Genomic DNA, 12,830 nt, shown 5'->3' on the forward strand with positions numbered 1-12,830 from the left:
GCTAACCGCACGAAAACATTTCCCCCACATCAACCAACCAAACACATAAACTGCCTGGCCACGCTGACCTCCAGATACATTACACACATGCCCCTATTTAAGCGAATCCGCTGGTAGAACCTGGAAAACGAATCACTTTAGTTAACTCTGTACGCCAGATTTGAGCCTTCCTACGGCTCGGGCGCTACTTTTCAGCAACTCAGCAATCGACCAATTACTTAGTCAGAGCCGCCTTGTCACCTGCGAGTCGTCGCCAAGCAGTGGCAGACGCGACCCCCATCAGCGCACCCGCACCCAGAAACACGCTGCCTGCACCCATCGCGGTAGCACCCAAACCAGCAACCGGCGGCAGGATGACCTGCGCCAAGCGGTTACCCATCAGTCGGATGGATAGCGCCTGAGCGCGCACCTCGGCATCCACCAGGGAGCTCACCCACGTCATTGACATGGGCATGACAAAACCCCACGCCAAGCCACAGATACCAACCGCGACAACCATCAGCCACGCACTCTGTAGCCACGGCATTGCCAAAAGCGGCAGGACACCGGCACAAACTGCAATGATAAGGACTCGATTGCGATTAGCTCGGTTCAAAACAGTCGGCATGAGGGCTCGGGAAATAATCGCGAGGCCACTACGCGCACCAAGGATTGCCGTCACCTCGGCAACACTAAAGCCCAGTTCGCGTCCCAGCACCGGCACATATGCCGTCAACAGGTCAATGGCTACGATGACCGCAATTGATACAGCCATGGCGCTGGACATGCCGTCGATACGCAGGATGCTTAGGACCGATGCGCCGCTGGCTTCGGCCTGCGCCGGCCGCCTCTTGTCCATCCGGCTGCGGTCGCTAACAGTCGACGCCGGGGATTGCTCAGTTGAGCTAGCAGCTTGCACTTCGGCGGCTGCATTCGCTTCGTGCCGTCGATAAGCAGTTGCGACCGGCCAGCCGATGACCAGGGCGACCGCGCCGATTCCCGTCATCGCCCAGAGCGCAGAAGTGGTGGCGGTCATGGCGCTGCCGTCGTGGTTGGGAGTGAGCAGACCTGCACCGACAATGCCGAGGAACTGCCCGACGGAAATTCCGAGCGTGAAATAAGCAAAGAGGCTATCGAGCCCGGCGACGCCGCCACGCAGGTGCGAAACCATGCCTTGAGCGGCGATGAGCGTGGTCATGTGGGCAAAACCCAGGGCCACGTAGCCGAGCAGAAGAATAGGTAGGTTCGGCGAGAGCGCCATTACTGCTGCCGCGATGACGGTGGCGACGAGACCGGAGTACATGACTTCGGTGGCGCGATGACTGTCGACAAGCTTGCCGGCGGGAAGCGCAATAATAAGAGGTACAAGTGAAAATGCGGCAGTGAACCAGCCGACGGTGGCGGCGGAACCGCCAAAATCGAGGACTCGCCAAGAAAGCAGCACGCGACCGCCGTTGAAAACCGCTTGTCCCAACACAGTAATGAGAACCAATAGGCCGAACCAGCGTCTCATACCTGTTTGTAACTCCCCTTCTCCTGTGTGGTCGTACTCTTCGCGGGGCGATTTCTTTGCACGTCAATACCTAAATTGATCGGTGCCTTCTCGTCGACTCGCACTCCTGCCAACCCGCGAAGAGCGGTCAAAGTGATGCGGCTTATTAAGAATAGTCCCTGAAGTTAAACATGTTTAGCGCATAGAATGAATTATTCGGGCATCCTTGTCGATGTAACCGGTTTGCTTATTTAGTTAATAAAGAATCAGGAATTAGGAGCCATGCTTGAACGCACATTGGTGTTCGTCGATACGTCATATTTATTGGCGAGCTTTTACAACTCGTGGGAAACCGGAGCCCGCGGGCAATTAGAAATCGACCTTAGAGAAGTAGTTAGTGTCCTTGACCGAATGATTAACCAGCAGCTGAACCAGCCAGTTCAGCGGCAACTTTGGTACGACGGCATCCCGGAGTCGGGGCCGCATCGTTACCAGCGCTCACTGCGCACAATCGATGGTGTGCAGCTACGCGCAGGTCAGCTCATTGAATGGGGTGACCGACGGACGCAGAAGGCCGTCGATACTCGACTCGTCGCAGACATGGTTGTCGCCGGCCTGCGCAACCAAGTTTCCGATATCGTGCTGGTCTCGGGCGATGCGGACATGCTGCCCGGCGTCGCTGAGGCTTCGGCTGCCGGTGTGCGCGTGCATCTCTACGGCTTCGGCTGGGACTCCATGTCCGGTGCACTTCGCCATGCCTGCGATTCGACGACAATCCTCGATCCCCGCGAGGACTTCGCCGACGCCATGCAGCTCAATGTCCTCGAAGGCCCAATCCCACCGGTCGTCCGCACGAATAAGCCGCTGGGCGATGCCGAACCAATCGAAGATCTCGGCGCTACCTGCGTGCCGGATACGCGCATCACTCCTCCGGGCGAGGGCTCGCTTGACGACGGCACGGAGAACACTCCCTCCGCCGCCGACGGTGACGCTGCTTCGCCGGAGGCCGGAACTCCGGAGGTTCCGCAGGACCAGCGCGTTGTGCCATCCCCCACGGCTGACAGCGACTCCGACTGTCGCAGCGAAGACAATGCCGCAGCCACGCCGACGGCCAAGGCCGACTCGCCGAAGTTCAACGAGGTCGAGCACGCGGCCAAGATGGGTGCCCGGGAAATCCCGGCGCAGGCTGAGCACCGCGCTGAGGTAGAGCGCACCGGCGGTTCGGAAGCTACACGGGTGGATTCCGCTGCTTCGGGCGTTTCGGCTGCCTCACCAACGCAGCCAACGCAGCCAGCACAGCCTTCTCCAGCGGCCATGCCCGGCGCGACAGTCAACACTGGCAGTGGGGCTGGTAACGACACTGCGAACAACACCGGAGCCGAGCATGCAGGCGCGTCTGCCTCCGATTCCGCGTCGTCGACTGCAACCGGCAGTGGGGAGTCGGCGACGGAGTCGTCGACAAGCGAAGACGGTGCCAACACGAGTACGCCGAAACCAAGCCCGCGGCCGAATCCTTCGATGATGGCGCCAAGGAGGAAGCTGCGTAGTCGATACGTGCCCCTGCCGAACGAGGTGTGGGCATCCGCGGGTTTTCAGACGCCGTTCGATGTGGGACAGCAGTACGCGAACTGGTGGTACGAGAATATTGCGAACGAGCAGGCGCGCGATAGTGCCCACTTGCTCTCTGGTGGTGGGCTGCCACCGGACATTGATCGTCCGCTGCTGCAGTTTGCGTGCGAAACCCTGCACGAATACACGCTGACGGAGACGCAGCGCGTCAATCTGCGCGATGGTTTCCACGCCGGTATCCGCGGAGTGCTGCTCGCGCGGAAGAACGGCGAATTGGAGTAATAGCGCGCCTCACGGATTCAGCAGTTTCGGTGGCTTCAGCACTGCTGGCGCTACTGTCGCTGCTGGCGCTGCCGGTGCGAGAAAGTGTCGGGGTTTATGTCAGTTTAGGGTGGTTTTTCCCGCTCAAACTGACATAAACCCCGACACTTTCTTGTTGGCGATTGTTGGAAACTGGTGAACGCTACTTCGCTTCGTCTGCGTCCGTTGTGGTGTCCTCAACGGCCTCGACAGCCTCGGCGGCCTCGGCGGCCTCCAGCTCGCCGGCGTTATCCTTCGCGGCAGAACCGGATTCGAGAGCAGCGTTTTCATTACTCATCTGGGCACGAATTTCGGCCAGACGCATGTCAGCAGCGGCATCGCGAGTCGAAGTCTCGATCTCAGCCATGCGACCTGCCTGTGAGGATTCCGCGAGCTCCTGAGCGCCCAACGCATTAGCGTAGCGGCCTTCAATCTTCTCACGGACCGAATCCAAAGTCGGCACATTCGGATCCTCGGAAATACCCTGCATGCTCTGGAGAGTCTTCGACGCGGTCTCTTGCATCTTGGCCTGATCGGCCTGCGACTCCAGCTTGCGGATATCCTGCTTAATCTGCTCGTAGCGAGCCTGCGACTGCTGCGCCTGACGCTGTGCCTCCTCAGCAGCAGATACGGCCTGCTGGTGGAGCTGCGTAGTATTTTCCAGCTCCTTTTCAACATTCACCAGCTGAGTGGCAAACACCTCAGCAGTGCTTTCCATCTTCTGTGCAGTGGCCTCATCGCCCTTGGCACGAGCTTGATCCGCATTGGCGAGTGCCTGCCGGGTGTTCTCGGTAATCTTGTCACGCTCAGAGGTCAACCGCCCCAGCTGCATTTCCAGCTGATTGCGGTTGCCGATGATAGCCGCAGCCTGACGCTGAATCTCCTGATGGCGCTGACGCTCGGCCTCAGCTGCCTGTGCAATCTGAACCTTAGGATCCGCATTGTCCTCGATCTTCTTATCGAACGAAGACATCATGTACTTCCAGCCCTTGGCAAATGGATTAGCCATGCAAATCCAACCTTCCTCAACATATGCGGAATAACTAATCGGAACCGAGAAGATTCCATCTCTTAAAAAATTGTACGTGAGCTAGCTCGCTCTCTCTCGGCAAACGGAAAGAGCTGGTTACCGACAAGCAAGACTCACCCAGAGTTGTAAACTCTCTAAACATGGTTCATTGCCCTCAACGCGCGTACCGCGGACTTGCCGCGAGTCTCGCCGCGGTAATTACTCTGTCAGCAACTGCGCCGCTGGCTAACGCGACAGTCACCGCAACTGCTGACTCCACCGCTACCGGCGCATTTTCACAGGTAGTCGTCGCAGCTCCATCCTCAACAGAGCCGACTAAGCCCTCCGACGCAAAAACGAAGAAGACCACCGAAAAGCCAGCTGAAAAGGCTCCTGAGAAGAGCACAGGGCGAACCGCAGAGAAGTCGGCGGAACAGTCGGCTGAGAAGTCGACCGAGAAAACCTCTTCACCGACATCGGAAACGTCCTCGACGGAGCCGTCGGAAAGCACTGTGAAAAGTGAGCCGAAGGAGTTTCCCCCACTTGTGCCAGGGGCGAAGACCCAGTGGGGCCTTGGCGTGCAAACTCGTCTCGACGAAGTGACCGGGAAGTTCGACGCCAAGGGCGGCATGCTCGGCATGGGCATTCTGGATCGCCAGACCGGTGAGTTCATCTGCAACTCACACTGTGATGATGTTTTTCGCCTCGCCAGCCTGATGAAGGTATTCGTCGCCGACGTTGTGGCCTATTCCAACTACACGCAGCCGAAGAAGGGCGAGATCGTCGCTGGCCAGGGCGATATGCCGGTTGAGGGCAACCCCGACGCCATGCTGCGCGACGACATGATTCGATACTCCAACAACGAAGCAACTGACGAGCTGTGGGATTCCTACGGCGGTGTACGCATCGTTGACAATGTCCGGCAGCGCTACGGCCTGTCGGATAAGACTGTCGGCTCACCTATGTGGGGAGCTACCACCAGTACGCCAGCCGACATGGTTGCCTACTTTGACCGGATGCTGAGCGAAGAAGGCGGGCTGAGCGACACGGAGACCAAATACATGCGTCAGCTGATGTACTCACTGCCGCGCTACTCCTACGGCGATGCAGACCAGAACTTCGGTCTGCGTGCAGCGCTACCGAAGGAAACGATTGCCAACAAGTCCGGTTGGTACGAAGAGCAGCACACCACTGCCGGATTCCTTGGCGACGATGACCGTTACGCTATCGCGGTTCTGGGCAAAAACCTGACCGCCAACGAACTCACCGAAGCTGTCAAGCACGTGTTCCCAGACGGGCAGGTTCTGCCAACAGGTGAGAAGGAGACAAAGCACGCCCGCACCAGCGCACCACTGTCGATTGAGGAGGACTCAAACAAAGTCGCTCCAGCCCTGTGGGCGCTAGTAGCAGCACTCGCTGGCTTTGGTATTGGCTGGCTCATTCGTGGCCAGCGCGCGGACTAGATACAAAAAGCCCCCCGCGCGCTTGAGGGCTAGTTCAGGCGCGGGGGCTTACGCGGAAGTGCTCCAAGTCGGAAAACGCACAGTATGCGGGCTGAACCGCAGAGTTTACTCGGTAGCGCTATCCTGTGCGGCCTGCTCGGCAATTTGCGCACGGACATCATCCATGTTCAGCTCCGAAGCCTGGCCAACCAGATCGCTCAGGGCGGCCTCCGGCAGCACACCAGAGTGCTGGAACAGCAGGATTCCCTCGCGGAAAACAAACAGCGTCGGAATCGACTGAATGCCCAGGGCTGCCGAAACCTCCTGGTTGGCATCGGTATCCAGCTTTGCGAACACTACCTCTGAGTGCTTCTCGGAAGCCTTCTCATAAATCGGGGCGAACTGGCGGCACGGACCGCACCAGGATGCCCAGGCATCAACGAGCACGATGTCGTTGTTCTGAATAGTCTCAGCGAAAGTCTCGTTCGTAATATCAACAGTTGCCATGGGTCTAACTCCTCTTACTCTTTAACGTCGTGTTCTAACTTCACGTTCTTTACGTAGGTTTTTACCCGTTAGTCTCCCACAACGCACGCGGGGGTCGATTCATTCCCGCCGGGTTCGCGGGAACGTCGTAAAGCGGCGCGTGCTAGTGGTTGATGCGGACAGTGTTGGCCTGTTTACCCAGGCCATCGATGGTGATGACCATTTCCTGGCCATCCTGAAGGTAGGTCTGCGGGCTCATGCCGTGGCCAACACCCGCCGGCGTTCCCGTGGAGATGACATCGCCCGGGTTCAGCTGCACGAACTGTGAGATGTAGGCGATCAACTTCGCCGGGGAGAAAACAAGGTCCGCAATCGGTGCATCCTGGCGCAGCTCTCCGTCGACGTATGTGCGCACCCGCGCGGAGTCCGCATCGAAAGCATCGGCCGTGAGCATCCACGGCCCGAAAGCACTGGCGCGCTGCAACGTCTTCCCCTGTAGCCACTGCGCGGTGGCATACTGGAAATCGCGCTGGGTGAAATCATTCATAATCGCGTACCCAGCGATAGCGTCCTGTGCCTGCTCCTCCGACACCCGCAGGCAGGTCTCGCCGACGATAACCGCGAGCTCGCCTTCGTAATCGAGCTTCTCCGCGCAGGCCTCCGGCACTCGGATGTCATCCTTCGCGCCAGCGACGGCATCGGCAAACTTCGCGAATAACGTCGGCACCTCGGGGCGCTGGTGTCCCATCTCATCGATGTGCGCGGCATAGTTCAGGCCGACGCAGACAATCTTGCCCGGTCGCGTAATCAGCGGTGCGAACGCCCACGCGCTCTCCGCCATGACGTTGTCAGGGTTGTTCCCCGCCTCCGCCAAGAGTTCTTCCGCTTCACGACGCCACGTTGGCCGCGCTAACACATCTCCGAGACAGTGGTCATCAAAAAGGACCGCTACCCCGTCGCCGAGAACAGCGGCGCGGGTTGCACCCTGGTATCGCAACGTTGCTAGACGCATGGCTTTCTCATTTCTTCATGGCTATTCTCTGTGTCACTTCTGCCGCCTAATCGGCTCTCGGTTCCACGCTACCGCCTTGTTGAGCTGAATTAGGAAGCAGGTTCGCTCTTCGGCTGACGCGGAGCCTCGCCTTCAGGCAAGGAAGAAGGATTCTGGCTGCGCTGAAGGGCACGCTGTCCCGGCGTAGTCATGCGCACTACCCACGCAGGACGGACAAAGAGCCACCCGGCACCGATGGCAAGCAGCAACCTGTGCAGACCAAGACACAGCATCGCCGCAATGATAGTCACCAGCGGCGTCATGATGACCAAGTGTGGGTCCTTCGGCAGGATGAGGTCACAAATAATCATGACCACAACCAACATTGGAATGTGCATGAGGAAGATAGGCAGCGTTCGGCCGCCAACCTTTTCAAAAGGCACAACTAGGCGAGTGTTCTGCAGCATCGCCATGACATTGATTGCAGCCAGTGCGCCAGTGGTGGACAGGTACACGCGGGTGAAGCCGACGTTGCCTTCGTTAAAGCTCGAGTAGGTCGCCTGCACCCAGATTGCCACCGACAGGAACGCCGTCAGTGTCACTAGCAGTGAGAGGCCGCTGCGACGCTGTGCCATCCGGAAAATCCAGGGCGCACCGTACATGCCCAGCACGTAGAAGAACAGCATTTTGCTGACGAAGTCCCACGACCAGCTGGACGAGGCAAAAGGTGCCCATGCACTAATGAGGCCTGTAACGATGAGCTGAATCACCGGATGTACCCAGCGAAATGCTCGTGTGAGAATTGCAAACAGCGCCAGCGCCCACAGGAACCACAGGTAGGAAGTTGGTTCGATGATCGCGTGAAGCGTGTTGTAAATTCGCGGCCCCCACGCGCTGTGGTCCGTGATCGGCGGTGGAGACACTATGCCATCGGCATCCACGTGCGTATATGGCATGAGGAAAAGCACGAAGTCACGCAGTGGCACCCAAATCACGTAGAGATAAACCATCACCCAGATTCGGCGATTGGCCAGCTTATGCCACGACTCCTTGAGTGCCTTACCGGCGAACAGACCAGATAACAGGAAAAACAGCGGCATACGGATTGGTCCGAGGAAGAAGTTAATCCCCGCCCACTGCGCCGTGTAGTAACCGTGCGCTTGCAGCTCTGTGATGGCATGGCCAAGCACAACTAAAAGAATGCACAGCCCCTTAGCCGCATCTACCCAACCGACGCGCTGTTTCGGCGCACTCTTCTGCCTTTTCGCTTTGGCCTCCGCTGCCACGGGAGCGGCAGTTGGTGACATAGTGCTTCCCCGCTTCCCGACGACTACGCGTAACCCTCAAAACCTTCAAAACCATCAACGCACGAAAACTCGCCCCATTGACTGTCACTCACCTTACCTAGCCACCCGGATTGCACTAATTCTGGGTGGCTAGGCCAGGCACCTAGAGAGAACCGCTGGGCTCCTCCGCCAGGTTGGCGAACCTGGAGTAATGCAGCTGGTGGGCCACAGCAATGCTTCCGGTCGGTCCACCACGGTGCTTTGCGACGATAATATCCGCCTCACCAGCACGTTCATGGTCAGCCTCCTGCGAGTCCGGCCGGTAAATCAGCATGACGATATCGGCATCCTGCTCCAGCGAACCCGACTCACGCAGGTCCGAGACCTGTGGCTTCTTATCTGTGCGAGCTTCCGGACCACGGTTCAGCTGCGAAATTGCAATCAGCGGTACCTCGAGCTCCTTCGCCAACAACTTGAGCTGACGGGAGAACTCCGAGACCTCTTGCTGCCTGGACTCGACTTTTTTACCCGAGCTCATCAGCTGCAGGTAGTCGACCACGATCATCTTCAGATCGTGCTTCTGCTTCAGCTGACGTGCCTTCGCGCGAATCTCCATCATGGTCAGGTTCGGCGAGTCATCAATAAACAGCGGAGCATCACGAATCTTGTCGCCGACCTCGACCAGCTTTGTCCAGTCCCGCTCATCCAGGTCACCGGAGCGCAAAGATGCCATGTTGATCTTCGCCTCTGCGGACATGATGCGCATCATGATTTCGTTGCGCGACATTTCCAACGAGAAAATTGCGCTGGTCATGCCGTTGCGAATCGATGCCGAACGCATGAAGTCCATTGCAAGCGTGGACTTCCCCACACCCGGACGAGCCGCAATAATCACCATCTGACCTGGGTGAAGGCCATTTGTCAGCTTGTCCAGGTTGGTAATCCCCGTCGGCACACCCTGCGCCAGACCGCCGTTTTGGGTAATAAGATCCAGTTCCTCCAGCGTGTCATCCAGGACATCGGCGATGGGAACGTAGTCATTCTTCGTGTTCTCACGTCCAACGCTGAAGATGAGCTGCTGCGCCTCATCCACCAGCTGCTCCGGCTCCGTGTCCTCCGCGCCCGCATAGCCAATCTGGGCGATTTTCGTGCCGGCCTCGACCAGGCGACGGATTGTCGCCTTCTCCGCAACAATGCGGGCATAGAACTGCGCATTCGCCGCCGTTGGCACCAGGGAGGCCAAGGTGTGCAGGTACAGCGGACCACCGATACGCTCCAGGTCTCCAGTTCGATCCAGACGACCTGCCAGCAAAATGGGGTCAATTTCCGAGGACTCACCGTAGAGGTGCAAAATCGCCGAGTAAATCGTCTGGTGCGCTGGCCGGTAGAAATCCTCCGGCGTCAGCTGCTCGTACACATCCGCGACGACCTCTGAGTTCAGCAGCATCGCGCCGAGCACACTCTGCTCCGCCTCGATATTGTGCGGCGGGGTGCGCTCAAAAGTCGCGCCCGCGACGGCACTCGCACGAGCGCCACGACCACGGTCTCGCTCCCAGTCCCGCGCCCCAGATCCGCTTGCCGACGATCCGTTGCCCGAGCTCTGCGAGAAGGAATACTCCTCCGGTGGCGCATCCTCTACCGGCGGTTCCGGAGGCAGCGGAACGTCATCGAAGGAATCATCGTGGGAATTTACCGAGTAGGACGACGCCTCGTCCCCTGCTCCGGAATGACCACCATCACCTACAGGCTGACTCATCGTGAGCAGCTCCTCCCCTTCTGGACCACTTAGGTGCCTTTTCAACCCTGTTGCTGACTGACCGTCACACTCAATATGTCTGTTCCGACCGCCAGCACTGGACACCTGACTACCTACCGCAGTTATACCTGTTCGAGCGGATTGACGGACCTGTAAAAGTACCCTTGAAGGCCCCGGAAAACAATCTTCTACGGTGTTTATCCCCGAAGTTATCCACAGTACCTGTGGATAAGCCTGGGGAGAACATGTGCACAATCAAGAAAAGTCCAGGTGAACGGTCCGTAACCCTAAACCGTCGCTTGAATGTTAACGGGGGTGGCGAAGTTTCAACCTGAAAATATTCTATCTACGCAGGTCAGTGCGTATTTGCCTTAATCCTGCACAAATGTAATCCTCTGGTACCCCTTTAGCATCGATGCTGCTCATGCGGAGATTATTAACGATGAATTAATAAAAATCTCGTGCACTCCAGAAGAGTTATCCACGGCAGCCAGGCAAGTTACCCACAGGTTTATCCACAGCAATCATCGTTAGCCTGTGGACAAGTCGTAGATGCTCTTTCCAGCACCTGCGTAAAAGGCTTTAAACCAGCCTTAAACCACGAAAAGCCCCGACCTTTCACTACGAAAGATCAGAGCTTCACGTGTGCTGTTGTCATTGGGCCTCAGAGCCCGCGCAGTCTTTAAACGCGGTGCTCGTCAGCCGCCGTCAAAGTAAAAACTCTAAACCGCGAACTTACGCGGCGACGACCTGTACGGAAACATGCGCGGTAATCTGCGGGTGCAGCGCGATGTCAACGGTGTGCTTACCAAGGGACTTGATCTGGCTCGGAGCAAGCACGACTGCGCGCTTGTCGATAGCCTGACCGGAAGCCTTACGAACTGCATCGGCGATGTCACCCTTGGTAACAGAACCGAACAGCTTGCCATTTTCCGAAGCCTTCACAGCAACGGAGACGTTGTCGAGCGAATCAATCTTCTGCTTGACTTCACGTGCATGGTCGAGGTCGCGGATAGCGCGAGCCTCCTGGGCACGACGAATGCCCTCGATCTGCTTTTCTGCGCCGCGGGTGGCAACAATTGCCAGTCCGCGAGGAAGCAGGTAGTTACGTCCATAGCCGGCCTTGACCTCAACGATGTCGCCTGCGACACCGAGCTTGTCAACGTCGGCGGTGAGGATCAGCTTCATGATCCCTGCCTTTCGCTGGATATGTCTTTAAAAGATTATGAGAATTGTGGATGCTAAATCTGCTGCAAACTAGTCACGTAGTGCCGTGGCTGGAAGGAGCTTAGAACGGAGGCTCATCGCCGCCGAAGCCGCCACCGGCCGGAGGAGCTGAGTTCCACGGATCTTCCGCAGGAGCTCCGCCACCAAAACCGCGATCGCTCTGTCCACCCTGGTTGCCCTGGTTTCCACCAAAGCCACCGCCGAAACCACCGCCGGCATTTCCACCCTGGCCGCGGTTGCCGCCGCCAAAGTTTCCACCGCCGTTGCGTGGAGTGCGCGTGACCTGTGCTCGAGCGAACTTCAGGGACGGACCCACCTCATCGACCTCAACCTCAAAGACGGTACGACGCTCGCCCTCGCGGGTCTCGTAGCTGCGCTGGCGCAGACGACCCTGGACGATGACGCGCATGCCCTTGGAGAGACTTTCGACAGCGTTCTCCGCTGCCTCACGCCACAGGCTGCAAGTGAGGAACATGCCCTCGCCGTCAACCCACTGGCCATCTCGGTACACCCGCGGAGTCGACGCAACGCGGAAATTCGCCACGGCGGTGCCATTCTGGGTGTACTTAAGCTCCGGGTCAGCAACCAAGTTGCCAACCACCGTGATTTGTACGTCTCCCTGAGCCATGCTTCTTCTCCTCGGTTGTATTCTGTCGAGCTGATGATGGGGCTTTCGCCCGCTATCCTACGACTTTCGCATTACCGGTGTGTCCCATTCGAGCACTCTGGTTACGCAAATATGACGCAGATTAACGATCAACCCGCAGCACCTTGGTGCGCAGGATGCTGTCGTTCAGATTCAGACGACGGTCGAGTTCCAGCACGGTTGCGGACTCGCAGGTGAGGTCGACGACAACGTAGATGCCGTCTTCCTTCTTCTCGATCGGGTAGGCGAGGTGGCGCTTACCCCAGATGTCCACCTTCTCCACCTTGCCGTTCTCCTTGCGGACAACGTCGAGGTACTTCTCCAGGGACGGGCCTACGGTGCGCTCATCCTGAGACGGATCGATAATAATCATTACTTCGTAGTGACGCACGGACCTCATCACCTCCTATGGTCTAGTTCTTGTATTTCGGCTACACAGCGTGGTGCGCTGGCACTGTCTTTCATGCCAACCGCTATGCAGCAGGAGGATCGTTGCGTCAAGCAACCCTGCCAGGGTACCGCAGGCAGAGGTATATGTCCTAATCGCAGGCGCCATCGGCAAGCAGTACTGGCAAGCGGTGTCAGGGCGCCGAATAGAAAGAGACGCACACAGAGTGAACTGGCCCCCGAAAGTTGGACTGGTTTAA

The 12,830-nt window shown here is 58.0% G+C and carries 11 protein-coding genes; 2 read left to right on the forward strand and 9 right to left on the reverse strand.

The features are described from left to right. Nucleotides 1-214 precede the first annotated feature (214 nt). Nucleotides 215-1,492 (reverse strand): MFS transporter, encoded by a 1,278-nt coding sequence (locus HMPREF2787_RS03610; protein ID WP_048732259.1) that lies wholly within the window; start codon nucleotides 1,490-1,492, stop codon nucleotides 215-217. A 261-nt stretch (nucleotides 1,493-1,753) separates the two neighbouring features. Here HMPREF2787_RS03610 and HMPREF2787_RS03615 point away from each other — a divergent pair, with 261 nt between their 5' ends. Beyond that, the gene (locus HMPREF2787_RS03615; protein WP_070858421.1) at nucleotides 1,754-3,322 is read left to right on the forward strand and encodes an NYN domain-containing protein; all 1,569 of its coding nucleotides are present in this window, start codon (nucleotides 1,754-1,756) and stop codon (nucleotides 3,320-3,322) included. Between the two features lie 181 nt (nucleotides 3,323-3,503). On the opposite strand, the gene HMPREF2787_RS03620 is transcribed toward HMPREF2787_RS03615, so the two are convergent. Then, entirely contained in the window at nucleotides 3,504-4,349 is an 846-nt protein-coding gene (locus HMPREF2787_RS03620) for a PspA/IM30 family protein (RefSeq protein WP_070858422.1), read from the reverse strand. Between the two features lie 161 nt (nucleotides 4,350-4,510). On the opposite strand from HMPREF2787_RS03620, the gene HMPREF2787_RS03625 reads away from it, so the two are divergent. Continuing rightward, on the forward strand, nucleotides 4,511-5,812 hold the full coding sequence (locus tag HMPREF2787_RS03625) for a serine hydrolase (RefSeq protein ID WP_070858423.1): 1,302 nt from the start codon (nucleotides 4,511-4,513) through the stop codon (nucleotides 5,810-5,812). Between the two features lie 105 nt (nucleotides 5,813-5,917). On the opposite strand, the gene trxA is transcribed toward HMPREF2787_RS03625, so the two are convergent. The 7 genes from trxA to rpsF form a co-directional block, all read right to left on the reverse strand. Further along, a complete protein-coding gene (gene trxA, locus HMPREF2787_RS03630; protein WP_016421700.1) occupies nucleotides 5,918-6,298 on the reverse strand; it encodes a thioredoxin in 381 nt (126 codons plus the stop codon). Nucleotides 6,299-6,440: 142 nt separating this feature from the next. Further along, nucleotides 6,441-7,289, reverse strand: coding sequence for a fumarylacetoacetate hydrolase family protein (locus tag HMPREF2787_RS03635; RefSeq protein WP_016421701.1), 849 nt, complete (start codon nucleotides 7,287-7,289; stop codon nucleotides 6,441-6,443). 89 nt (nucleotides 7,290-7,378) lie between these two features. Further along, on the reverse strand, nucleotides 7,379-8,575 hold the full coding sequence (locus tag HMPREF2787_RS03640; RefSeq protein ID WP_069358888.1) for an acyltransferase family protein: 1,197 nt from the start codon (nucleotides 8,573-8,575) through the stop codon (nucleotides 7,379-7,381). Nucleotides 8,576-8,717: 142 nt separating this feature from the next. Then, entirely contained in the window at nucleotides 8,718-10,310 is a 1,593-nt protein-coding gene (gene dnaB, locus HMPREF2787_RS03645; RefSeq protein ID WP_049170075.1) for a replicative DNA helicase, read from the reverse strand. 735 nt (nucleotides 10,311-11,045) lie between these two features. Further along, nucleotides 11,046-11,498, reverse strand: a complete 453-nt coding sequence (gene rplI / locus HMPREF2787_RS03650; RefSeq protein ID WP_005511982.1) for a 50S ribosomal protein L9 — start codon at nucleotides 11,496-11,498, stop codon at nucleotides 11,046-11,048. A 100-nt stretch (nucleotides 11,499-11,598) separates the two neighbouring features. Then, the gene (locus tag HMPREF2787_RS03655) at nucleotides 11,599-12,165 is read right to left on the reverse strand and encodes a single-stranded DNA-binding protein (protein ID WP_005511984.1); all 567 of its coding nucleotides are present in this window, start codon (nucleotides 12,163-12,165) and stop codon (nucleotides 11,599-11,601) included. Between the two features lie 121 nt (nucleotides 12,166-12,286). Then, nucleotides 12,287-12,574: a 30S ribosomal protein S6 gene (rpsF, locus tag HMPREF2787_RS03660; protein ID WP_005511978.1), complete on the reverse strand. Its 288-nt coding sequence runs from the start codon at nucleotides 12,572-12,574 to the stop codon at nucleotides 12,287-12,289. Between the last annotated feature and the right edge of the window lie 256 nt (nucleotides 12,575-12,830).

The organism is Corynebacterium sp. HMSC061H03 (assembly GCF_001838215.1).
GTDB lineage: Bacteria > Actinomycetota > Actinomycetes > Mycobacteriales > Mycobacteriaceae > Corynebacterium > Corynebacterium jeikeium_D.

Bases quoted from the DNA above. Each gene is read 5' to 3' on its own strand.
- HMPREF2787_RS03610 (WP_048732259.1), bottom strand. From the start codon at position 1,492: ATGAGACGCTGGTTCGGCCTATTGGTTCTCATTACTGTGTTGGGACAA.
- HMPREF2787_RS03615 (WP_070858421.1), top strand. From the start codon at position 1,754: ATGCTTGAACGCACATTGGTGTTCGTCGATACGTCATATTTATTGGCG.
- HMPREF2787_RS03620 (WP_070858422.1), bottom strand. From the start codon at position 4,349: ATGGCTAATCCATTTGCCAAGGGCTGGAAGTACATGATGTCTTCGTTC.
- HMPREF2787_RS03625 (WP_070858423.1), top strand. From the start codon at position 4,511: ATGGTTCATTGCCCTCAACGCGCGTACCGCGGACTTGCCGCGAGTCTC.
- trxA (WP_016421700.1), bottom strand. From the start codon at position 6,298: ATGGCAACTGTTGATATTACGAACGAGACTTTCGCTGAGACTATTCAG.
- HMPREF2787_RS03635 (WP_016421701.1), bottom strand. From the start codon at position 7,289: ATGCGTCTAGCAACGTTGCGATACCAGGGTGCAACCCGCGCCGCTGTT.
- HMPREF2787_RS03640 (WP_069358888.1), bottom strand. From the start codon at position 8,575: ATGTCACCAACTGCCGCTCCCGTGGCAGCGGAGGCCAAAGCGAAAAGG.
- dnaB (WP_049170075.1), bottom strand. From the start codon at position 10,310: ATGAGTCAGCCTGTAGGTGATGGTGGTCATTCCGGAGCAGGGGACGAG.
- rplI (WP_005511982.1), bottom strand. From the start codon at position 11,498: ATGAAGCTGATCCTCACCGCCGACGTTGACAAGCTCGGTGTCGCAGGC.
- HMPREF2787_RS03655 (WP_005511984.1), bottom strand. From the start codon at position 12,165: ATGGCTCAGGGAGACGTACAAATCACGGTGGTTGGCAACTTGGTTGCT.